Annotated in this window: 27 protein-coding genes; 3 read left to right on the top strand and 24 right to left on the bottom strand. The window is 71.5% G+C overall.

Annotated features, from left to right (window positions below; all coding sequences use genetic code 11):
- From ACR68M_RS16085 to ACR68M_RS16005, 17 genes are all read right to left on the bottom strand, one after another.
- A complete protein-coding gene (locus ACR68M_RS16085; RefSeq protein ID WP_441251191.1) occupies nucleotides 1-1062 on the bottom strand; it encodes a major capsid protein in 1062 nt (353 codons plus the stop codon).
- Between the two features lie 15 nt (nucleotides 1063-1077).
- Nucleotides 1078-1887, bottom strand: a complete 810-nt coding sequence (locus ACR68M_RS16080) for a hypothetical protein (protein ID WP_441251190.1) — start codon at nucleotides 1885-1887, stop codon at nucleotides 1078-1080.
- Nucleotides 1888-1997: 110 nt separating this feature from the next.
- On the bottom strand, nucleotides 1998-2159 hold the full coding sequence (locus ACR68M_RS16075; RefSeq protein ID WP_441251189.1) for an Rmf/CrpP fold protein: 162 nt from the start codon (nucleotides 2157-2159) through the stop codon (nucleotides 1998-2000).
- A gap of 10 nt (nucleotides 2160-2169) precedes the next feature.
- Nucleotides 2170-4371 (bottom strand): phage minor capsid protein, encoded by a 2202-nt coding sequence (locus ACR68M_RS16070; RefSeq protein ID WP_441251188.1) that lies wholly within the window; start codon nucleotides 4369-4371, stop codon nucleotides 2170-2172.
- Between the two features lie 25 nt (nucleotides 4372-4396).
- Nucleotides 4397-5953: a phage portal protein gene (locus ACR68M_RS16065; protein ID WP_441251187.1), complete on the bottom strand. Its 1557-nt coding sequence runs from the start codon at nucleotides 5951-5953 to the stop codon at nucleotides 4397-4399.
- 50 nt (nucleotides 5954-6003) lie between these two features.
- Nucleotides 6004-7251 carry a PBSX family phage terminase large subunit gene (locus ACR68M_RS16060; RefSeq protein WP_441251186.1) on the bottom strand — a complete coding sequence of 416 codons (1248 nt, stop codon included), beginning with the start codon at nucleotides 7249-7251 and terminating at the stop codon, nucleotides 6004-6006.
- Entirely contained in the window at nucleotides 7241-7783 is a 543-nt protein-coding gene (locus tag ACR68M_RS16055) for a helix-turn-helix domain-containing protein (protein ID WP_441251185.1), read from the bottom strand. The genes ACR68M_RS16060 and ACR68M_RS16055 overlap by 11 nt, the downstream gene beginning before the upstream one ends.
- Nucleotides 7784-7796: 13 nt before the next feature.
- A complete protein-coding gene (locus ACR68M_RS16050; protein WP_441251184.1) occupies nucleotides 7797-9755 on the bottom strand; it encodes a polysaccharide deacetylase family protein in 1959 nt (652 codons plus the stop codon).
- Nucleotides 9756-9777: 22 nt separating this feature from the next.
- Nucleotides 9778-10059: a hypothetical protein gene (locus ACR68M_RS16045; protein WP_441251183.1), complete on the bottom strand. Its 282-nt coding sequence runs from the start codon at nucleotides 10057-10059 to the stop codon at nucleotides 9778-9780.
- A 167-nt stretch (nucleotides 10060-10226) separates the two neighbouring features.
- Nucleotides 10227-11006: a DUF2637 domain-containing protein gene (locus ACR68M_RS16040; RefSeq protein WP_441251182.1), complete on the bottom strand. Its 780-nt coding sequence runs from the start codon at nucleotides 11004-11006 to the stop codon at nucleotides 10227-10229.
- A gap of 125 nt (nucleotides 11007-11131) precedes the next feature.
- Entirely contained in the window at nucleotides 11132-11554 is a 423-nt protein-coding gene (locus tag ACR68M_RS16035; RefSeq protein ID WP_441251181.1) for a DUF6221 family protein, read from the bottom strand.
- Nucleotides 11555-11616: 62 nt separating this feature from the next.
- Complete coding sequence (locus ACR68M_RS16030) at nucleotides 11617-11817, bottom strand: hypothetical protein (RefSeq protein WP_441251180.1); 201 nt, start codon at nucleotides 11815-11817, stop codon at nucleotides 11617-11619.
- A gap of 58 nt (nucleotides 11818-11875) precedes the next feature.
- Complete coding sequence (locus tag ACR68M_RS16025; RefSeq protein WP_441251179.1) at nucleotides 11876-12475, bottom strand: hypothetical protein; 600 nt, start codon at nucleotides 12473-12475, stop codon at nucleotides 11876-11878.
- A gap of 36 nt (nucleotides 12476-12511) precedes the next feature.
- Nucleotides 12512-12934 (bottom strand): hypothetical protein, encoded by a 423-nt coding sequence (locus ACR68M_RS16020; protein ID WP_441251178.1) that lies wholly within the window; start codon nucleotides 12932-12934, stop codon nucleotides 12512-12514.
- A complete protein-coding gene (locus ACR68M_RS16015) occupies nucleotides 12931-13266 on the bottom strand; it encodes a hypothetical protein (protein ID WP_441251177.1) in 336 nt (111 codons plus the stop codon). Before ACR68M_RS16015 ends, ACR68M_RS16020 begins: the two co-directional genes overlap by 4 nt.
- Before the next feature lie 77 nt (nucleotides 13267-13343).
- Entirely contained in the window at nucleotides 13344-14738 is a 1395-nt protein-coding gene (locus ACR68M_RS16010) for a hypothetical protein (protein ID WP_441251176.1), read from the bottom strand.
- 46 nt (nucleotides 14739-14784) lie between these two features.
- Entirely contained in the window at nucleotides 14785-15123 is a 339-nt protein-coding gene (locus ACR68M_RS16005; protein ID WP_441251175.1) for a hypothetical protein, read from the bottom strand.
- A 142-nt stretch (nucleotides 15124-15265) separates the two neighbouring features.
- Here ACR68M_RS16005 and ACR68M_RS16000 point away from each other — a divergent pair, with 142 nt between their 5' ends.
- Both ACR68M_RS16000 and ACR68M_RS15995 read left to right on the top strand, forming a co-directional pair.
- Nucleotides 15266-15538, top strand: coding sequence for a hypothetical protein (locus ACR68M_RS16000; RefSeq protein WP_441251174.1), 273 nt, complete (start codon nucleotides 15266-15268; stop codon nucleotides 15536-15538).
- 350 nt (nucleotides 15539-15888) lie between these two features.
- Nucleotides 15889-16065 (top strand): hypothetical protein, encoded by a 177-nt coding sequence (locus ACR68M_RS15995; protein WP_441251173.1) that lies wholly within the window; start codon nucleotides 15889-15891, stop codon nucleotides 16063-16065.
- A gap of 48 nt (nucleotides 16066-16113) precedes the next feature.
- Here the strand turns inward: ACR68M_RS15995 and ACR68M_RS15990 are convergent, their stop codons facing one another.
- The 3 genes from ACR68M_RS15990 to ACR68M_RS15980 form a co-directional block, all read right to left on the bottom strand.
- Nucleotides 16114-16833 carry a hypothetical protein gene (locus ACR68M_RS15990; protein ID WP_441251172.1) on the bottom strand — a complete coding sequence of 240 codons (720 nt, stop codon included), beginning with the start codon at nucleotides 16831-16833 and terminating at the stop codon, nucleotides 16114-16116.
- A gap of 100 nt (nucleotides 16834-16933) precedes the next feature.
- Nucleotides 16934-17431, bottom strand: coding sequence for a hypothetical protein (locus tag ACR68M_RS15985; protein ID WP_441251171.1), 498 nt, complete (start codon nucleotides 17429-17431; stop codon nucleotides 16934-16936).
- Nucleotides 17428-17568, bottom strand: a complete 141-nt coding sequence (locus ACR68M_RS15980) for a hypothetical protein (protein WP_441251170.1) — start codon at nucleotides 17566-17568, stop codon at nucleotides 17428-17430. Before ACR68M_RS15980 ends, ACR68M_RS15985 begins: the two co-directional genes overlap by 4 nt.
- Nucleotides 17569-17850: 282 nt before the next feature.
- Between ACR68M_RS15980 and ACR68M_RS15975 the strand changes: the two genes are divergently transcribed.
- Entirely contained in the window at nucleotides 17851-18000 is a 150-nt protein-coding gene (locus ACR68M_RS15975; RefSeq protein WP_441251169.1) for a hypothetical protein, read from the top strand.
- Nucleotides 18001-18048: 48 nt separating this feature from the next.
- Here ACR68M_RS15975 and ACR68M_RS15970 read toward each other — a convergent pair whose 3' ends face one another.
- The 4 genes from ACR68M_RS15970 to ACR68M_RS15955 all read right to left on the bottom strand — a co-directional run bounded on the left by ACR68M_RS15970 (nucleotide 18049) and on the right by ACR68M_RS15955 (nucleotide 21125).
- Complete coding sequence (locus tag ACR68M_RS15970; RefSeq protein ID WP_441251168.1) at nucleotides 18049-18471, bottom strand: hypothetical protein; 423 nt, start codon at nucleotides 18469-18471, stop codon at nucleotides 18049-18051.
- Nucleotides 18468-18827, bottom strand: a complete 360-nt coding sequence (locus ACR68M_RS15965) for a hypothetical protein (RefSeq protein ID WP_441251167.1) — start codon at nucleotides 18825-18827, stop codon at nucleotides 18468-18470. Before ACR68M_RS15965 ends, ACR68M_RS15970 begins: the two co-directional genes overlap by 4 nt.
- On the bottom strand, nucleotides 18827-19207 hold the full coding sequence (locus tag ACR68M_RS15960; RefSeq protein ID WP_441251166.1) for a hypothetical protein: 381 nt from the start codon (nucleotides 19205-19207) through the stop codon (nucleotides 18827-18829). Before ACR68M_RS15960 ends, ACR68M_RS15965 begins: the two co-directional genes overlap by 1 nt.
- 160 nt (nucleotides 19208-19367) lie before the next feature.
- Nucleotides 19368-21125 (bottom strand): AAA family ATPase, encoded by a 1758-nt coding sequence (locus ACR68M_RS15955; RefSeq protein ID WP_441251165.1) that lies wholly within the window; start codon nucleotides 21123-21125, stop codon nucleotides 19368-19370.
- Nucleotides 21126-21189 lie beyond the last annotated feature (64 nt).

Here is a 21189-nt window from a genome sequence, read left to right as displayed (position 1 = left end):
TCAGCCCACCTTCAGGTTGCGAAGGACGCCGGCCGACCGCGTGTTCCGGAGGACCACCGCAATCGGTCCCATTTCGACTTCGCCGGTCTTCACAGCGCCGGGGAGCTCGAAGTTCGGCATGTAGCTCGTGACGAGCGGCTGGCCTGCGGCCGAGGCGCCGTGTAGGGCGTCCAGGCCGAAGCTCACGGCGTACAGGTCGGTCAGGCCGCTGATGATGCCCCCGGCCCCCGCGCCGTCGGGGTCGCGGGACTGGATCGGCACGATCGGCCCGGCCCCGGTGCTCTTGTCGCCGAGGTCGACGAGGACCCACTGCCCGTACATCTCGATCTTCCGGCCGAGGTCGTCCTGGGTGGCGGTGTACATCGCGGCCCAGCGGGCGAGCGCCCGAACCCGGGTGATGCTCTGGGTGTTGCCGCAGATCGCCTTGACACCGGGTGGGAGAGCACCGGGGGCGCCTGCATCGCCACCGCCGGTGTGCGACGGGACGATGGTGGACAGCCACGAGTCGAGGATGTCCAGCTGGGCCATCGCCAGCGCCTGCGAGCTGATCGTTCCCGGGGTCCAGTCGAGGTAGCCGGTGGAGACGCCGTTGTTGATCGGCAGGTACTCGGTCGACTGCCCCGTCAGCATCTTGTCGAGGCCGTCACAGCCGTCGTCCACCGAGCTGTCACCGGAGATGACCTGCTCCTGGAAGCGGGTGCGGACCGAGGTGAGGAGCTGCTGGGTCTGAAAGGCGATCTCGTTGCTCGCGGCGGCGCCGAGGCGGGCCAGGCTCCTGTCGATGTTGAAGCTGCCACCGAGGGGCTTGAGGTCAACGGTGAACCGCTGGCGCTGGGCAGCGGCAGCCGGGTACTCCTCGTTGAACTTGCGGAACTGAGCTGGGCGGGCCTGGGTGAGGCGGGTGTAGCCGTAGGTGAGGGTGCCGCCGCCGACGCCCGGGGTGACCGAGTCGTCGAAGACCATCTGGTCGAGGAGCCAGCTGTATCGGCGCAGGTTGTCGATGACGGCGAAGTCGATGTCCGGCAGGGTGTTGACCGCTGCCTGGGCGAGGGTCTGGGGCACAAGGGCCTCCTTGTTCTACTGCTGGTAGGCCGCGCTGATCGCGGCTCCGAGGGATGTGGGTCGGGCCTTGCCGCGCTCGCCGGTCCCGCCGGTGAGATCGGGGCCGGAGCGGCCAGCCGGGGGCGCGACGCGGTACGCGGTGGGGTTGTCCGTGACGGCCTGCTTGATCGCTGCGTCGAGCTGGGCAGTGAAGTCCTTTGCGGCCGGGTCGAGTTCGCCGATCGCCTTGACGAAGGCCCGGGAGTCGAGCAGCGCGCCGACCTTCGCGCCGTGCTTCTCCGCCAGGGAGTGCACTGCGAGCTCGGTATCCCGCGCGCGGGCAGCAGCCTCCAGCTCACTGATCCGCGCCGTCTGGCTGGTGATCTGCTCGGCGAGCTTCGCCGGGTCCGGCGGAGTGTCGTCCTGGACCAGGCCGAGCGCCTTGCCGATCTGCTGCGCGAGCTCGGTCCGAGCCTCCGCTGCGGCGGATGCCTTCGCGCTGACCCGGGTGGACGCCGCTTCCTTGCGGGCGGCGGCGAGGTCCTTCTCCAGCCGGGCGACGGTGGCGGCGTGGTCGGCGGTGCCGTCCTTCGCGCCGTCGCCCTGGCCGTTGCCACCCTGGGCACCGCCCTGGGCGCCCGGCTGCCCGGTGTCCTGGCTGGCCTGCTGCTGGCCGGTGCCGCCGGTCTGGCCAGCGCCCTGCTGGCCGCTGTCACCGCCGTTGGCGCCGGTACCTTCGCCCTCGCCGTTGCCGCCCGCGATGGAGCGGATCGGGCGGCCGTCGGCCCGGTAGCCGAGGATCGCGTTCGGGGCGTGGCTGGCGAGGGGGTGGATGTGGGCATGCATGATCGGCCCTCCTGGGGACGGTCGTGGGAGATGCCCGCACCTGGCGGGCATGACAAAGGGCCCGAACTCCTCTACGGAGTCGGGCCCTTCAGATCAGATGCGCCGGAAGGCTAGTCCTCGGCCGGCGGCGGTGCGGCCTGCGCGTAGCCACGTACCCACGCTGTTCGGAGCAGGCTCCCGCGCGGGTGCGGGCAGGCAGTGACGGACTGGCCGACACGGGCGGCGCGCAGGCCGTCCTGGAGAGCACGGACGGCGTCCTCGCGGAACCCCATCGTCGCCTCCTCAGAACCTGTTGCCTGCATCGCCCTTGGCCTTCCGCGCAGTGTCAGCGGCGGCCGACCGGACCCCGGTCAACTGCTCACTGTACTCGGCGAATGTGAGCCTCGGGGTGACTTCCGCCCAGTACCGTTTCAGCTCCTCCGACGCTCTCGCGTACGCCACGTGGGACGGCCCGGAGAACAGCGCGCGCGGGTCGACACCGTCCCGCTCGGCCCGCTTGGTCAGCAGGTAGCCACGGCACCAGCCCTCGGCGTCCAGCCACTGGCCGTAGACGTGTTCGGCGTAGAGCTCGCGGACCTGCTCGCGGGTGAAGGCGCCACGGTTGGCGAGCTCGGCGGCCTCCCGGTCGGCGAGCCACCGCGCAGCGGCGTCCAAGTCCTCGTGCGGGTCCTCGGCGCCGAGGTGCGACCACTCGTCGACCGGAGCTAGGGGATGCAGCGCAGCGTCGAGGGCAGCCCGGTCGGCGAGCTGCCCGGCCACCGTGGCGGAGCCATGTGCGGCAGGCTCGGCGACCGGGTACCGGCGGTCGAGCTCGGCGGCGATCCGCTGGGCGTCGTCCGGGCCTGCGTAGCGGACGGCCCACCCGAGGGTGTCGTCGCTGACGCCCGTCAGATCGGTCGTCAGGCGCTCGTCAGGGAAGGTCTCGGCGAGGAGCTGACGTCGGTCCGCCTCGGCGGCGAGCGCGGTGAGCTCCTGGCCGTCGGAGTGGCGGGCGCGTTCGCCGAGCTGCTGGTCGGACAGACCGATCAGGTCGCGGCGGGCACCGGGCATGCCGGCGTCGACGTCGCGCCGGTCCAGCTCCGCAGCGACCCGCAGCGCCTGCTCGGGGGTGAGATGCGGCAGGGCCTGGCCGAGCTGGTCGTCGCTGAACCCGGTGAGGTTGGCCGCGAGCTGCCCGCCGGGCCGGACCTGCTCCAGGAGGTGGTCGACGTCGCGCCGGTCCGCCTCGGCCTGGACCGTGGCGAGGTCGGCGGCGTCGAGGTGCCCTGAGCTGATCGCGGCGCCGAGCTCCTCGTCGCTCATGCGGCGGATCGTCTCGTCGCCAACCCGGACGCGGGCGGCGTCCAGCGGCACGGCAGCCTTCACGCTGCCGGTGGTGATGCGCTCGCGCTCGGGCTTGCGCCGCAAGTCCTTCTCGGCGACCAGCTCGCGGGTCAGTTTCTGGTAGTCGCGAACACGGGAGTTCGCGCGGGTCTTCGCGTCGTCGTCGAGCGCGGCGGCGGCGCGCCGCTTCCATGCCCGGATCTGCCGCTCGTAGTACCGCTGACGCTGGGTGTCTTCGTAGGTGGCGCCGCCGGGGTGCGGCGGGCTGGTGGGCCGGGTGGTGACGCCCGGCAGGTAGAGCGAGAGGGAATGGCGGCAATTGCAGTGGAACAGCCCGGCGGCGCGAGCCTCGGGCAGGCTCCCGGCGACGTGCACGACGACGGCCTGACCGTCGATGGTGGCGTGCTGCAACCGGAGGGCATGGGAACCGGTCTGGCCGTTGATGGCGAGTACCTCGCCCTCCCACGGCGCGCACAGCGGGCACTCCAACGGAGCGTCGCTGACGATGACGAGCTGCTGGCCGATCTCCTCCAGCCGGTCGACATGCCCCTGCACGGCGGCACGGCCGGCGACCGAGCGGACGGCCATCTCGGCGTACGCGGCCATCTCCCAGCTCCGGCCCGCCTTGTCGACGAAGCCGGTGATCCCGGCCGAGGCGAACTGGTCGAGGGCCCGCTGAGTCGCGGCCCGGCGGGTCTGGCCGCCGAGAAGCACCGAGCCGGAGACGCGCTGCACGATGCTGCGGTACGCGTCCGGCACCGCGCGCAGGATGCGCCGGTAGATCGGGCGGGTGTTGTCGAGCGCCTCGTTGGCGAGCCGGTCGACGGCCCGTGCGTTCGGCAGTGACCGCTCAGCTGCGGCGCGGACGCCTTCGCCCAGCAGGCCGAGCTCGGCGACGGCGGCCTGGCCACCCCGGGCGTATGCCTCGTGGACCACCCGGCCGATCGCGCCGTCGGCGTCGTGCTGGAGCGCGGTGGTGAGTTCCTCGACGGCGGTCCTCAGGTTGCCGATCGAGCGGAGTTTCAGCTCGGCCCAGCGCGGTGACTCGATGCCCTCCGCCAGCGCGCGGGCGAGGGTCTCCAGCAGCGCGGCCTCGGCGTCCTGGTAGATCACCCCGACCGAACGGGCGAGATCCTCGGCATCAGCAGGGGACGCGGGCACCGGCACCTCCCCCTGCTGACGGGCGTCAGGCTGCTACCGGCGGCCCGTCAGGACCCGTCAGGCCAGCGCCTCCGGCGCCGAGCTCCGCCGGATCGGCGAGCGGGCCCCGGCCGGATTCGGCGTGGATCGCGTCGACCTCCATGCGGACCCGCCGGTCGTCCCAGTCCGGGTGGACCAGCCGCACGAGCGTCTCGGTCGACGCGGCCTCGGCAGTCCGCAGGGCGGCGGCGGTCTGCGCGAGATCGAGCGGCGACTCCGAGATGGAGTCCTGCCACTCGACCACTGGCCGCTCCACCGCCGTACCGGAGCGGAACAACGGCCCGGCCTCGACAGCGAGGAGAGCCTGAAGGATGTCCGCCAGGCCCGGCGTCCAGTACTCGACCTTGCGGCCCCGGGTGGACAAGGTGCGGGCCCGCCGGGCTCGCACCTCGGTCGCGGTCATCGCCCCACCATCGGGCTCGCCGAACGTCGCCGTGGAGTAGCCGGCCAGCCGGACGGCCTGCTCGATCAGGTCCTGCGCGGTCGCCTGGTGCTCGGCGTAGCGGATGGCGAACTGGTTGAGCACGATGCCCTGGTCAGCGGTCGGCGGGATGTTCAGGGCGGCGTAGACCTCGCGGTCGGCGATGAACTCCGCGCCCTGGCCGGGGCCGCCGGACTGGAGGTACTGCGCGCTCGCCAGGATGCGGCCCTTGCCGAGGCGGATGTCCCGCATCCACGACGAGTACGTCTCGTCGAGCGCGTCGAACACTCCCTCGACGCCCTGGAAGTCGCTCGCGCCCCAGTAGGCGGCCGAGGGGATGTCGAGCCAGGCCCTGGCCGGGCGCATGTTGGGGATGTAGGCGGCGGTGAGGCAGTCCGGAGCGCCGGTGACGATCGTACTCGCGGCGTCGACCTGGTCGGCGAAAGCGGCCGTGGCCGGATACTCCGCGAGGGGCACCGGCCGGCCGAGATTGTCGGTGGTGCCCTCGTAGACGCCATGCAGGATGGCGCCGCGCTCGTGGCGCTCCAGGTGCCGCACAACGCGCTGCCCGTCGGAGGTGATGACGGTCCAGAACGTGACGGCGACGAGAATGCCGTACCGGAACTCGGGTACGGCGGCGTCGGCGTGCACCGTGGTGATCCACGGCCGGGGCCGCAGCTCGGTGTCCCACACCACCCGCAGGTAGGTGCCGCCGAGCGCGGCGCCGACCTCGGCGCCCTCCAGCAGGGTGGCGCGGAGCCCTCCGCTGACGAGCTCGTCGAGCCGGGCCTGCACCGCACGGTCCGTCGCGATCAGCTTGGGCGGCTCGGAGAACAGCATGTCCGCCGAGGCGCGGGCGATGTCGGCGGCCAGCGGGATGTGCAGCTTGGTGCGGCGCTCGCCGAGCGGTGTCGGCTCGCCCCACCACCAGCGCGCGATCCGGCCCACGACGCCGTTCCGCAGCTGGCTCGGGTGCGCGGCAGGGGTACGGATACCCCGGGTGAGGTACTGGTACGAGAGTTTGTCCGGGTCGCCGGAGTACCACGCGGACCAGTCCGCGAGCGAAGTGCGGACGGCCGGGTCGAACGGCGGCCACGCGGTCCCGTCGGCGGGGAGCGGCATCGGGTACCTCCTCGCTGGTCGGGTAGGGGCTGACGGCCGTCAGCGGGCCGTCAGGCGGCCTCGGTGAGGTCGGCTCGCAGGAGGTGGCGCCACCCGTGGACGGTGGAGTGCAGCGCGTAGCGGAGGGCGTCCACGGAGTGGTCGTTGACCTTGATCGGCTTGTCCTCGCCCTTGGCGGCCGCGGCGTCGTCCCAGGCGTAGCCCGGGAGTTCGTCGAGCAGGCCGGAGCAGGAGCGGTGGACGAAGAGGAGCCCGGAGCCGATCGCCATGGAGACTGACCGGATGCCGTCGAGCACCGCGTTGTCGGCCTTGGCGACGTTGGTGAGGCCGTCTGCCCAGAGCTGGGTCATGAAGGACGCGGCCGAGGGGTCGATGAACAGCCACTCGGGCTGCTGGCCGGTCAGCCAGGATCGGACGGCCTTGGAGTACTGGGCGTCGGTCAGCTGCCGGTTGGCCGCGCGGGAGTCGTGCCGGTACTCGCTCGTCACGTACAGGCGGCCGTCGATGCCGAGGCCGAGCAGAAGCCCGGCGAACGGGTTGACGGTGCCGTAGTCGATGCCGCTGGACAGCAGGCGCTGCATCGGCGGGAGCTTGTCGACGACGTGCTCGTCCGGGTTCCACATGTCGTAGATGGAGCCCTCGGCCTGTACCCACTCGCCGAGGATGTTGCGGCGGTAGAAGAGGCCGGTGTACGTCGACTTGAGGGCGGCGGCGTACTCGGGGTCGAGGCTCGGATTGTCGTCGAGGGTGAAGTGCCAGGACCGGAGCCGTGTCGCGGCTGGCCGGAGCAGGTACTTCTTCCGGAACCAGTGCGCAGGGTTGTCCGGGTTGGTCGTCGCAAAGATCTTCGCGCCCGGCACGCTGCACCGCGCCACCAGCTGGTCGAAGAACTTCTCCGGCAGGGTGGTTACCTCATCGGCGTACGCGCCCGCGCACGTCATGCCGCGCACCTTGGGCTCGGCCTGGGCGTCGTTGGCGCCGAGAACGTGCACGGTCTGGCCCATGATCTGCGCGGTGGGCGCGCCGTTGGTGTAGTGCACCTGCCGGGCCAACGGGCCGAGGAGGTCAGGGTTCTGGAGAGGCCCGAAGATGTTCCGGTTGATCGAGTCACGGGTGCGGCCGACCATGACCAGCTCGCCGCCCCGGGGCGCGTCAGCTACGTAGCCGAGCCACCGCAGCAGCGACGCGACCGTCTTGCCCGAACGGACCGACCCTTCCCAGCAGTTGATCCGGTGCTGAGCCTCGACGATCGACGCGATCTGCTTGCGGGAGAGCGGGAGCTGGACATTACGGAGCATCACCCGCCCCCTCGGCATCGGCGGCCTCGGCCTGCTGCTGCCGGTACACCTCCCCGAGGCCGGTCATCAGCTGGCCGATCATCGAGCGAGCAGCGTCGGCGCCGGAGTCGTCCCGGACCGGCTCCAGCTTGAGGGACCGGTCGATGGCGATACCGACGGTCGACATGAGCGCTCGCTTGTCGGCGGCCGGGGGCTCCGGGAGTTCTTCGGACTCGAAGGTGTTGTCCTTCCCGCCGAAGGCGTAGACGACGGCCGGCTGCCAGAGCTGCTGGCGGAGTTGCTCGGCGTCAGCCTGGAGCTGCTCGGCGAGCAGCAGCCGGCGGGCTGCGAGGTCCTGACGCCGGATCTCGGTCGCCTCGGCGATCTGTCCGGCGCGGGCGAAGGACAGGCCCATCTCGGCGGCGAGCCTGCTGACGACGTTCGCCGAGCGGCCCGTCTCCCGCATGATCTCGTTGCGGCCCAGGCCCTGGGCGTGCAACTCCCGGATCTGGTCGTAGTCGTCCTGGGTGACCGGACGCGGCTTCTCGGGCACGGTCACCTCCGGATCAGTTGTAGTTGCGCAGGGCCTCGCCGATGGTCAGCACCTTTGCGCCGGAGGCGGCGACCTTGGCGGCGATGCTGGTGAAGTCGCTGACCTTGATCTGGCCGGTGCTCGTGAGCGTCGTGGCGTCGGGGACGACGTTGTGGAAGACGAGGATCAGCCAGGTCGCCTCGGCGACGGCCCGGTCGATGTCGCCGGTGCTGGCCGTAGTGAGCAGGGTGGGCGCGTAGCCGCCGGTGAACGTGGAGATGGCGGACACCGCGCGCAGCCGGTAGGGGTCGGCCGGCGGCCAGGTTTCTTTCGTCTTGCTGTGGGTGGTGCGCGCCCAGTCGTAGTAGTCATCGAAGACCGAGCCGGTGGGCTGGCCGTCGCTGGTGAGCCCGTACTGGCCGAGCGGGTAGGCGAAGCCGGACGCGCCCCGGAGACCGTTCGCGTGGCTCCATCCGACCATGGCCGTCAGGTCGGCGCGCAGCTGGGCGGCGGTCATGCCGGTGTCGGTGAGGGAGTGGTCGGCGTCCGTCCCGGCGTGCCCGCCGACGTCCCAGCCGAAAGCATCCTGGAGGGTGCGGAGCTGGGCCATCGTCATGTGCCCGGGGGTGCCGATCAGGTCTGCGATGGGGAACGCGGACGCGGGGAAGCCGTACTGGGCGAGCACCGCGTTGGCGGTGGTGGCCTGGTTGTCGATGCCGTCGTCGAAGCAGAACGAGACGAGCCCGTTGGGGAAGGTGGTGGCGCCGCCGGGGACGAGCTCGACGGACTGGACGTGCAGCTCGACTTTCGCGCTGCCGCCGATGTCGATGAGCTGGAACCGCAGGTCGGTCAGGGCGTTGCGGGCCGGCGTTCCGGTGGTGACGGCGTCGTGCCAGTTCAGCGTCAGCGTCTGCCAACTGGACTCACCCGTGAAGAAGTTGCTGCCGGCAACGGCTCCGGCGACGGACCACTTGTAGTTGTTCGCGAGCGCGCTGCTGCCGGCGTAGACGTTGAAGGTGCTGATGTTCGCCGGGTTGACGATCTTCAGCCGGATGCGGAGTACCTTGCCGGTGGCGTCGAACAGGGACAGCCCGGTGCGGGTGAGGTAGGTCGTCGCGCCGGTGCCCGAGCTGGTGACCTTCGCGGCCTGGGTGCCGAGGATGAAGTCGGAGGTGTCGTTGAGCACCGCGACGGCGCCTGAAGGGCCGCCCGCGTCCATCGTCCAGCCGTGCCCGGGTGCCATCGTCGCCAGGACTGACGTCGGGGGCCGCCACTGGGGCCAGCGGCGGCTCGGCCGGTAGGCGGTCGACGGGGTCGGGAGGTCCGCCATCGCCACCGCGCCGATTCCGGCGGGCGTGATCAGGTCGGTGCCGCCGGGCAGGTGCGAGGCAGCGTGCGGCAGCGGGGTGCGCGCGTTGACGGTGCTCGGGTCGTTGGAGACCAGCGCGACGGCGGCGCCTGCTCCGGCGGCGCCGAGCGGCGGTTGCGGACCCTGCGGGCCGGTCGCTCCGGTCAGTCCCTGCGGGCCCGTTGCGCCGGTCAGCCCGGTCAGCCCGGTCGTTCCCTGTGGTCCCGTTGCTCCGGTAGCGCCCGGGTCACCCTTCGGCCCGGCTGGGCCCACGGGGCCGGTGACGACGACGTAGGTGCCGGCGGCGGGCGCGGTCGGGGCGATCGCGGCGAGCTGCACGGTGGGCGCTGCGGCGGGGAGGGAGATCGGGTAGGGGCGGGTGCCGGAGGCGAGGTTCTCCAGGACTCGGTATGTCCAGCCGGTCGGCGTGACGCCGACGGCGTCGGTGGCGAGGACGGTGATGGTGAAGGTGCCGTCCGGGCGGAGGGTGGCGGTGGCGGTGCCGTCGATGATGGCGCCGGTGCTCGCGGAGGTCAGGTTGTCCGGCTCGGGTGTGAGCTGGATCGTGCCGGTGTCGGGGGTGCCGTCGGGGAGGTAGCGGCTGCCGGTCACGGTGACGGTCTGGAGGCCAGCGGGCAGGGGCATCGGGGCCTCCTCCGTGCTCGGGTCAGGTTCGGGGAGGCCAGGACCAGTGGCCCGGCTTGGGGGTGCTGGAGTACGGGAGCGGTTCGGTGAAGAACATGCCGGTGGGGTTGAGCACGGCAAGGCTGGCGATCCACATCGGCTGGTCGTTGTGGTCGAGCTTGCCGTTGGGGCAGCCGTCGTAGGGCTCGGCGGTGAGGTGGGCCGGTACGGCGGTGATGATCGCGGCGCGAGGATCGGGCAGGTACTCGCCGCCGGGGGTGCCGTAGGACTGGTAGTGGACGATCCGGCCGATGCTTGGTTGCATGGCGTGCTCCTGGACTGGGTGGCGGCGTGTGCTGAAGGTGCCCGGGAACGCCGAAGGCCCCGCAGCTGCTGCTCTGCTGCGGGGCCTTCGGGTGGATTTTGTGTCCGGGCACGCCGGACTTGGGTTCAGGATGGATCACGGGCTGGCGATCCGTCAAGCACTCTTTCTCAGGGGGCCGCGCGGAGCTGGGCGGCCTCGGCGGGGAGCATAGCCAGGCTCGGCTCGTGCTGCTCGACCTCGGCGCGGATGGTGCCTCGGATGGTGCCGTCGGAGAGCGGGCGGCCGTCGGGACCGAGGTAGCCGGCGCCGGTGAGGGCATCACGCATCGTGCGGGTACCCGGACGGATGCCGGTGTTGTAGAGCGGCCGGATCACGGAACAGCGCGGGTCGGCGTACGCGATGGGCAGCAGCACGGGGGGCTGCTGCGGCATCGGCGGGAGCACGGTGACGGGCGTCAGCTCGGCGTCAGTCCGCTTGATGACTGGGGTCCGCCGGGGAGTCGGCCCGGCGGGGAGCTCACGGGCGAGTGCCCGGTGTAGCTGGCGCATGAGCGCGGTGAACGCCAGCAGGGCGGCGACCGGTGGGACGGCGGCGACGATCTGGGTGACGAGGTCGACCCGGGCGCCGACGGAGACGACGTTGAGTGCGATCGACCCGAAGCTGCCTACTCCCGTGAGGGTCAGGGCGAACCAGTCGACGCGGCGCATCAACGAAGCGCGGAGGACGAGGAGTTCGCCGACGACGACGAAGGCGTCGAGGGTGGCCGGCCATGCCCAGGCTCGGGAGCCTGTGAGGTGGTGGCCGGTGGCGAGGTCGTGGAGTGCCTCGTACGAGAGCCAGAAGGCGACGCCGGTGAGGGCGATGGTGACGAGCGTGGCGCCGATGGCGAGGCCGAAGGCGGCTCGGGATCGATCGGGCGCGGTGGCCGTAGGGTGTGCGGTAGCCAAGGGAGTCGTGTCTCCTGCGGTCAGGGCCTGCCGGGAGAGTTCCAGTCTCACGGTGGGCCCGCTTTGTTGGTGGCGTCAGCCTACCGGTGACGGGCGTCAACGCGCCTTGCTGGCCGACACGTTGGTCAGCTGGCCAGCTCACCGTCAGGCGTCCGCCCGGCCCAGTTGCGGTACGAGGCGGCAGTGATGCGGATGGCATCGCGTAGCCCGGCTAGATGGCCCAGGAGAACGCCCATCTCAGCTGGGGTGGTGCTGCCGACGTTCAGTATGGCCCTAGTGAGCTTGGCCTGGACGGTCTCGTAGGTCTCGATGATCCGGCGCTTCGCCGCGACCTCGTCCAGAATGCGTTCGGGGTGGAATCGCCCGATGTGGTCGGCGTAGCCCAAAAACGGGACGGTGAATGAGGAGCCGCCAGCGCCGTCGTGGACCTCCTTGGGCGCGCCAGGCGGGCTCCACCAGGCGAAACCGCCAGCGGCATTCGCGATGCGCTCGTCTTCGTCGAGCCAGCTTCGGAGCTTCGGGATGATGAGTTCCAGGTCGTCGATCATTCGTTCATCCTCTCGCAGAACGCCCGCCCCGGGGAGTGTCCGGGGCGGGCGGGGTTGAGCGTTCAGGCGTCGGCGTAGCGTGCCCGGATGGTGTCGGCGGCGGGGCCGCGCACGATGGTGCGGGCCCTGCTCGGTGCGACGAGGTGCACGGTCTGCGCGGGGCCGGTGTTGCGGCAGAGGTCGCTGACGTGTCCGGCGATGTCGCGGACGGTTGTGCCGAGTTCGGTGGCGAGGTCGGCAATGCTGATGTCGGGAGCGGGCATGGTTGCCTCCGGGGGCGGGCCGGGCCGCGAGATGGTCGCGGCCCGGCGGCGGCGGTGGTCAGTCGGTCTTCGGGCTTCCGGTGGCGAGCAGCAGGTCGAGGGTGCGGAAGGCGTCGCTGAGGTCGTCGACGGCGTCGGCGTACGCGTCCTCGCTGGGGGCCCCGTCCATCCGGTCCAGGGCGGCGCGGCCCCGGTTGATGGTGCTGGCGAGCGGGTTGGTGCAGCGGTGCACCTTGGCGAGGTGGCGTGCCTCGGGCTGCCCGCCGCCGAGCAGGTTGATCGGGTCGGACTGCCAGCCGCACGTGCATGCGAGGCAGTGCAGGCGGGGCCTGTTCGGGGCGGGCTTGGTGGTGATGTTGTCCGGCCAGATGTTGGCGGCGGGCGGCTCGGCGGCGGTGCGGGCGAGACGGGCGGTGAGCTCCTTGTCGCCCCTGCTCTCGTACATGTGGCGGGCGACGAGGCGGCGCAGCGCGGCTAGTTCGCCGACAACGGCCTGGTGCTCGGTGTGGTCGATGCCCTTCTCGGCGAGGGTGGCGTGGATCTGCGCCTCGGCGAGGACCCGGTCGGCCTCGCAGTGGCCCTCGTCGTTGGGGCGCACGATATTGGCGGACACGGCGATCAGTCGCAGCGCTTCGGCGCGGTGGTCGGTGCTGGTCACGGTGGTCTCCAAGGTGGTGAGCGGGCGGGCAGCAGGTCAGGTGGTGGCAGGGTGGGCGCGGGTCGTGTGGCGATAGAGGTCCTCCTGGGCGGACCCGTCGACGGTCGACCAGTGCCTGCTCCAGCCGCAGCGGGGTATCGGGCAGACGACCGTGACCCCGGACTGGGCCCGCCGCGCCTCGCTACCGCCCCCTCCGGCCACGCCGAGCAGGTGGTTACGCATGGTGCAGTCGTCGGCTTCGCACTCGTGCGGGTCGGCGTCCGGCTCGTCGCAGCGGCAGACAGGAACAGGGGTCCGGCCTGCGCGGCGGGCTTTCATCCGCGCGAGGATCTGCGCGCTGGTCGGGCTGGCCCACTGGTGCCAGCTGACCGCATTGGTCCACTGCTGGTAGTGCTCGCGGCGCGGGATGCCGCAGTGCGCGCAGGCGGACGGCTCGGCGACGGCGCGGGGCACGGTCACGCGTCTGCCTTCGCGACGAACTCCAGGCCCCGGTTGGCCGCCCACGTACGGGCCGCTCGCTCGCGGGCCGCAGCCCAGTGCGCGTCGAAGTCGGTATAGCCGTAGGCGTGGTACGAGACCGGCCCGAACGTGATCTCCGCCGACAGGTTCCCCTCGGGGTCCGCGACGGTCTCCAGGTCGAACCGGTCGGCGAACTCCTGGACGGCGGGGTTGGTGCTCAGGGCGAGCAGGATGCGTTGCCCACTGGGGATCGGGTACTGGGTGTTGGCGTCGAGCCAGTCGGCGAACTGGCGCAGGCCGGTGGTGAACTCGGCGCGGTCGGTGTCGGTCATCGGGTCCTCCGAGGTGGGCGTGTGGTCGGCTGATTGCCTCGTGGGGTGCACGTGCGGGACGCGCACCCGGGCGGCCATCAGGCGGGCACGAGCCAGTGCTTGGTTGCGGTGCCGCCGAGGATCACCTCGGTGCCATCGGCCGCGACGCCGGACCAGCTCTGGCCGGAGGTGGTGACGGTGACCTCGTACGGGTCGCCGATGGGCCGCCGGGCGTCGTGGACGGGGCCGAGGACGGGCACGGAGCTCCACGAGACGGTGCGTGGGACGAGCCAGATGGTGATCGTGGTGCCGGACTTGATGCCCTTGAGGGTGCGGCGTACGGGTGCGGGGCGCGGGTGCGTGTCCGGGCGGAGGTTGCCTGTTGTGGCGTGCGCGATCGCGTGGGCGGCCTGGTCGAGGGTGTGGGTGCCCTCGGAGAGGTCGAGGTGATCCTCGACCGCTTCCTTCGGCGCCGACTGGTGCTCCGGGTCGGTGCATGCGCGGGCGGTGGGGCACGACCAGGTGGCGACGGTCCACAGCCCGCCCTCGAAGTCGGCGACGAGGGTGTGGTGCTGGCTGGTGTCGAGCCGGGTGACTCCGTCGTTGATGTGCTCAACGTGCGCGGAGCCGTCGATCAGGGGGGCTGCCAGGCGGGCCGCGTCGTCCATGCTGAAGCCCGTCAGGACAGCGGCCAGGGCCTGCTGTTCCTCGGTGGTGCACTCGGGGCAGCTCTTGGCGCGTTCGCCCTCGTGGTCGGGGCAGATGCGCTCCCAGACGGCCACCGGTTCGGCTTGGGGGGCGTTGGCGGCCTCGTTCTCCCGGGCGGCTTCGTTGGCTACCAGGACGGCGCAGTCGTCGGTGTAGAAGCAGCCGGAGCCGCTGAACGCGCCGAACTCGGTGGTGAGGTCCTTGGAGGTGCAGGCGGAGACGGGGGCACCGGTGGCGCCGGGGAGCGGGGTGTTGCCGTGGCGGCAAGGGTTCTGGGCGGCGAGGGCGCGCACGAGGTAGCTCATGTAGTTGACGGCGGGGGCGGCGGTTCGTGCGGCAGCGGCTTCGTCGGCGCGGAGCTGTGCGGCGGCCTGGTGCCTCTCGGCGGCGGCGAGGTGCTGAGTGCAGCTGCCGCAGAAGGTCACCTGGTAGGGGAGTTGGGCGATGTCGGCTTGGGTGCGGAGTGCGTAGTCGGGGTGGATGGGGCGGATGTCGTTCCGGCAGATGGCTCGGGTGTCGCGGAACGCGTGGTGGTTGGCGTGGTTGGTCCGGGTGGGGCCCCAGACCGGTGAGGTGGTCTCGGCTTGGAGCAGCCACAGCGTCCGGGCGGCGAACGGGCGGCGGAACGTGCCGTCGTGCCCGGCGCCGAGGGGCACGTACTGCTTGCGCGGGAGTTCGTCGATCGCCTGGACGGTGTACCAGTCGTTGTGCGGGAGGGTTCCGGCGCGGCTTTTGAGCTTGACGGTCATGCCGGGCTTGAGCTGGTCGGTGCGCAGTTCCTGCATGGGTGCGGTCTCCTCGTCGGTGGGGTGGGCCGGGGCCGGTGGTGGGTCAGGCGGCGAGCGCGAGCTTGGCGGCGACGGTCTTGTACTCGGCCTTGCGCGGCCGGTATGTGGCGGCGAGCTGGGCGACCTGCGCGGGGGTGTAGTGGCGGGCGTTGCGCATCTGGCGCCCGGCGTGGACGCGGACCGCAGATCCGGTGATCGCGAGCTTTGCTGCGGCCTTGCGGAGGCTCCCGGCGACGCTGCGGGCGTCGCGGGTGGTGAGTCCCTGGGCGACGGCGTGGGTGGTGAGGGTGCCAGTGCCACGGCGGGTGATGCGGGCGGCGGCGCGCTGGGTGCGGGTGCGGTCCCGGAGGATCTGGCGGGCGGTGCGGGCGCTGGCGTTCATGAGGTCCCCCGAGACATTGAGCGCTTCTTTTCAGCGCTTCTTTGTATCTCTAGCTTAGGGGAATGAGTCGCTGAGCGCCAGTATTTATCGCTAAAAATCTGCGATCCTTTCGAGCGCTCCCCGTCAGCGCTACCCTGTCCCCATGACCGAGCAGCCCACGCACCCACGCATCAAGGCCATCGAGGCGGCAACCAAGGAGTTCGACAAGGCGCGCAAAGCCGTCGAACAGGCCATCCGTGACGCCTACCTGGACGACAGCGTCAAGCGCGGCGAGATCGCCGACGCGTCCCCCTGGACCGCCGCCCACGTCCGCAAGCTCGTCCGAGACGCTGGCATCGGCCCCGATCCCGCCTATGCCCAGCGAACCGAGACCGCCCGCAAGCGCGCCGCCGAGCAGGTGCCGGCCGCCGAGTAGGCGCCGGCCGTCGCCCGTCAGGCGCCGTCTCGAATATGTGTTCGAGTAGAGTGGCGGCCGACCAACCGGGTGGCTCTGGATGCGCACGCGGAGTGCCGTGGCCACCGCCCGACCCTCGCGCAGTAGGGATTGACCATGAGCGACGACGACCTGCCTGACGAGCTGCTCGACCTGGAGCGCGGCCGCGTAGCAGCGCGGCGAGTTCTGGACGAGTTCGTGTGCGGGGTCGAGGTCGAGCGGCGCGCGGAGTTCCCCGCCGAGGAACAGATTCTCGAACGGCGTACCTGGACTCAGGACGCTGAGGACCGGCTCGCCGTGCTCCGGGCCGATACGCAGGCGCGGCGGCTGCGGTGCGGGCCCACCAGCTCATGGTCGAGGCGGACGCGGAGCGGCGCCTGTGGGTCCTGGAGCAGCGGTTGCGCAAGACGGTGCCGCAGGTGCTGGTCGTGGTCCGGCGCGGCAGTGACGGGGCTGAGCGGGTGGTGACGCTGCTCGGTGGCGTCGAGGCGGAGCCGCAGGCCGCGTAGCCGGAGCAGTGGCCCGTCAGCGAGTGGCTGACGGGCCGCTGACGGGCGTCACGCTGCGGTGATGCCACCGATGAGCGCGCTTCCGTCCCACGACGTTCCGCAGCCCGCGCACCGGATCACGAAGTCGCCGATGCCGGTCCGCACTTCGAGGTGGCCGCCGCACTCGCACACCTGCGACAGCACGACCGGGCTGTCGTCGTCGCCGGTCTCGCCGAGGGTGCGGTCGAGGCGCCGCCGGGCTACGGCCGCAGTCGAGGCGATGCGCTGCTGCTGGTCGTCGTTGAGCGCGCGGAACGGTCCGGCCGGGCCGTCGAGGCGCGCGGCGAGCCAGGCTGCGGCGATCGCGCCGTCCCGGTGCGCGAGGTTGAACCGCCACCGGGCCGGGTTCTGGGCGTCCTTCAGGCCGATCAGGGCGACGGAGCGGGCCACTTCGTCGAGCGGGGACGCGGCGCGGACGGTGAAGGCCGGCCGCTGCACCGAGCTGGCGATCTCGTCGGCGAGGGCGAGGAGTTCGTCCTCGATGGCGGTGATGGTGTCGAGCACTGCGACGCGCAGCGGTGCGGGGCGGACGCCGGGGGCGAGGGCGGTGCGCTCGGCTCGCTCGATGGCGGCCTGGGCGTCGAGCTCGGCCTGCTCGTCGTCGTCGAGGTGGTGGTGGAGGCCCATGGCGGGTGGCCACGTGCGGGGGGTGGTGGTCTGGAGCTGCTCGCGGAGGGTGGCCCAGTTGTCGGCGATGTGCTGGAGGTCGGCGCGGGCGGTGCTGGTCACGTTCGGTCTCCTGTGCGGGTGTGCGGGGTAGTGTGATCGGCACCGTGTGGGGCGTCCCGTGTGCTGGCTGGCCGGGGGCGCCCTTCGCTGTTGACGGGCGTCAGCTGGCGGCTGACGGGGCGTCGAGGGACCACTCGGGGTAGCTGGTGAGCGAGCCGCTGAGGGCTGCGTGGACCGCCTCCTGCCAGCCGGGCCGGTCGCCATGGAACGTGAGTACCTCGTGAGCGCGGTTGAGCCGGGGCTGAAGGTCGAGGAGGAGCTCGGCTGTGGCGAGCCGCTGCTCCGGTGTGGCCCGGTTCCACTGCCAGATCCACTGAGCGGCCGTGGGGATCAGGCGTTCGTCGTTGTATGGCTCCTCGCCCTCGTGGAAGGTGGCGAGCCGGGTCTCTGTGGCCCGGAGTTGAGCCCGGAGCTGGTGTGCCTGGTTCTGGAGTCCGCCGGCGGTACGGCGCTCCTGGGCGCGGTCGTTGTGGTCGTGTTCGAGCAGCCGGAGCAGTCGGTTGCCTTCGACGGGGTTGAGGGCGCGGGCGCCTCGGCGGGTGAGGTCGTCGAGGGCCTGGCGTTCGCTGCGGCTGAGCGGCGGCGGTGTGCGCTTCACGGCTGTTCTCCGGTGGGGGTGTTGGGTGGGTGGCGTTCGCGCCAGGCGCTGACGGCGGTTGTGGTGCCGAGGACGAGTAGCGGCAGTATGAGGAGCGCGAGCAGGACCCAGGGGTCGGGCCAGAGGCCAGGGGTCATCGGTGGTCTCGCTTCGGCGGGGTGGGCATCTGGCGGCCGGCGGCTCGGGCGAGACCGGTGACGAGCAGCAGCACGGGCAGGGTGATGGCGAGCAGCAGCCAGATCACGACGTGCCGTCTTCGAGGTTGTGCACGTCCTCGACGGCGTCGACGGCGGGCAGCCGGGTGTCGAGGTGGGTGGCGATGGTCTCGGCGGTGGTTTGGTCGGGCACGGGTTCTCCTGGGGTTCGGGCGGGTCGGGGCGGCTGCCGTAGGAGTGCGGTGGGCGGGTACGGTTTTGCGGATGCGGATCTTGATGAGTCGGGCGCTGAGCGCGGTAGTACGGGCGGTGTTCACGGACGACGCTGGTTGGCTGGTGACTGCCGGGGTGGGGATCGGGCTGCTCGTGGTCGTGCTGGCGGTCCGCTACCGACGGCACGTCAGGCGGCAGTGAGGAACGGCCGAGGCCGGCCGGTGCTGGCGGGCCGCTGGCTCCTTCGGGTCAGGTGGTCGACGTGGTGCGGTCGGCGAGTCCGCGTACCGTGCGGGCGGCCTCGCGGACCATGTCGGCGGAGCCGGGGCCGATCCCGGAGGTCGGCCCGTAGTACTCGGCGACCTTGGCCTCGGTCTCGTTCGCGATGCGTTCCAGCGTCTCGGCGGCTTCGGTGAGCACCTGCTCGCGGGGCTCGGCGAGTTCGGCGCGGGCCCGGTCCAACTCGGCCTGGAGACGGTCCAGCTTGGGCTGCACCACGGCGAGGACAGCGTCGGCCACGTCGTACTCGGTGCGGCCCATCCTGCCGATCGGCTGAGCGCCCGGGTACAGCACCAACCCAGGGATTCCCTTCCTGAGGTCGGTGCGGATCGCGTCGGCGAGGCGGTCGCGCAGCTGCTGCTGGTCGGTCAGCGGGGTGACGGGCTCGGTCACGGTGAGGACTCCTGGGCGCTCGGGGCGGGGTGGACGGTGTAGCGGCCTCGGGCGTCGCGGCGGATCAGCTGCCCGAAGCGCACCCACACCCGGGGGCCGTGCGGCCAGATGGTGAGGCCGTCGACCTCGACCGGGTCGCCGAAGCCGCCCCCGTAGTGGGGCTTGGACGTCGCGATCAGCTCGAACAGGTCCCACAGGGTGCCGGGGGTGAGCAGCCACTCCCCAGCGCCCTTCTGCGGCACCGCGTCGTGCCCGCCGGCCGGGAGCTCGGCGTGGGTCCAGCGGTCCAGGGCCGCCGGGAAGGTGATCTGCTGCTCGCAGCTGGCACAGAGGACGGGCGTCAGCTCGGCCGCCATCACGCCACCACCGCGACGGGCCGGGCCGTGATCGACCAGCCGCCGCCGAATGGCACGACGTCCGCCTCGGCGAGAACCGGCGCGCACGGCCAGCGGACCGCGCTGCCGGTCTCGCGGGTGCAGTCCCGGCAGAAGGTGCCGTCCCAGGCGCACTGTCCGGCCACGGGGCTGTGCGCGGCCATGAGCGCGCCGAGGTGCGGGAGTTCGGCCGGGGCCGGGGCCGGGCCGGTGCAGGCCGGGCAGAAGTCGCCGGCGTCCGTGCAGGACCAGCCGATGGTGCGGACGTACGCTCGCGCCAGATCCAGCCGTACCGGCGGGGCGATCAGGTCGGAGACGACGAAGTCGCCCCGGAAGGTGGCCGGGCAGCGGTCGCAGGTCATGCCGAGCTCGGCCGGGTACAGCTGCTCGGCTGCTCGGGGACGGTGGGGGTGTCGCTGGGCGGGGTGTCGAGGGTGAGGTGCTGCTCGGTCACGGGGGTCTCCAGGGCGGGGTGTTGGGGTCGGGCGCGCGGGGCCGAAGGGGTCCGGTCCCCCGGGCCCGTCAGGGTTCGTCTCGGGTGGGTTGGCAGAGGAGGTGGGTGTCGTAGCCGCGTGATGCCCAGTCGGGGTCGAGGGGGGTGTCGCAGAGGGTGCAGATGGGGGTGTTGGGTCGGGGCTGCCCGCCCACCTGACCCGACCTAAGGGTCGGGTTCAGTGGGTCAGGTCCGGAGGCTGCCTGACCCAACCTGACCTCGGGGGTGTTGGGTCGGGTCTGACCTGGGGTTTTGTCGTTTCCTGACCCAGGGGTTGGGTCAGGTTGCTGAAAAGTGCCTTGGGTCAGGTTTTGGGTCAGGTGGTTCGGATGGGTTTGTCCGGTTCGGGCTTTGCGGATCTGGGCGACCTTGGTGAGCACGTCGGTGCGTGCCGGGATGCCCCTCGTGGCGCACTCGGCGCGGAGCTTCTCCCGGCCGTGGGTGTTCGGCACGTTGGCCTTGTCGAGGGCGGCCATGACGAACTCGACGGTGCCGGGGACGGGCGGGAAGGCGGAGCTGTCGATGGGGAGGAGGACGACGGAGGTGAGCGGGGAGCCGTCGGGCTTCGCCTCTCCCGCGATGTCGACGATGCGCAGTCCGAAGTCGAGGTCGGCGCCCTGTTCGTCGTCCTTCTGCTTGCCGGTCTTGATGGTGACGATGGTGTTGCTGGCGCGGTCGCCCTTCTTGGAGACGTGGAGTTCGCTCTGGAGTGCGCCCTTGGCGGAGCTGGAGCCGCGGCCGTGGTCGCCGATGTGTCCGGTGTGGTGGATGACGAGGACGCAGGCGCCGGTGGCGGCCCGGAGTTGCTCCATGCGGTCGATGACGAGGCCCATCTCCTTCGCGGAGTTCTCCTCGATGCCGACGCTGACTCGGGCCTGGGTGTCGACGATGATGAAGACGGGGCCGAGGCGCTTGCACGCTTCGATGAGGGTGAGCCACTCGGGGTCCATGGCTTGGACGGGGCGGGGCAGGAAGAGGACGTTCTCCATGCGCAGGCCGTGGTGTTGCTCCCAAGCGCGGACGCGCTTGCGGATTCCTCGGGCGCCTTCTGCGACGAGGTAGACGACGGTGCCCTGGTGGACGTGGTTGCCGTGCCAGGGCTTGCCGGTGCCGACGTGACCGGCGAAGTCGATGGTGACGAAGGACTTCATGTGGCCGGACGGGCCGATGACTCGGGCGAGGGTGTCGAGGTGGAGGAGGTCGCCGACGAGGGGTTCGAGGGCGGGCATGTCGTCGAGGGCGTTGGTGTCGAGCATCTCGGCGAGGAGGGCGTCGACGGTGCTGGTGCGGCCCCCTCGGGCTCGCTGCTGTTCGTCTTCGAGGTGGTCCTGGAGGAGCTTGTCGAGGTGCCCGGGGGCGGTGCCGCGCTGGACTTCGACGTTGAGGCGGACGGCGAGCTCGGCCTTGCGCCGGAGGACGGCCTTCTCCTGGACGATGCCGGCGAAGTACTCGGCGCTGACGGATGGGGCTTGGCTGATGGTGTGGAGGTAGTCGCCACCGTTGACGGTCCGGAGCTGGCCGAGCTTGGTGATCTCGTTGTGGATGGCGATGGGGCCGGTGGGGTCGCCGTTGCGGTGCTGCTGCTGGAGGACGTCCCAGACGAGTTGGTGCGCGCCCTTGTAGAAGTCGCTGCGGTCGAGGAAGGAGACTCGTTCGACGTTGGCGGTGTCGTACATGCATGCGCTGAGCACCGCCTGTTCGGCGGCCAGGTCGGCGGGGACGGGGCGGTCGATGTATCCGCCGTCGTCCTCGTCGATGGCCGCTGGGAAGGGCCGGACGTTGCTCACGCTGAGGTGCTCCTGGGTCAGGGGTGCGGCTCGGGGTCGAGGTACCGGCCGTCGGGGGCCTGGA

The organism is Kitasatospora sp. McL0602, assembly GCF_052076145.1.
Classification (GTDB): domain Bacteria; phylum Actinomycetota; class Actinomycetes; order Streptomycetales; family Streptomycetaceae; genus Kitasatospora.
This window is presented reverse-complemented; position numbering and strand designations above follow the sequence as displayed.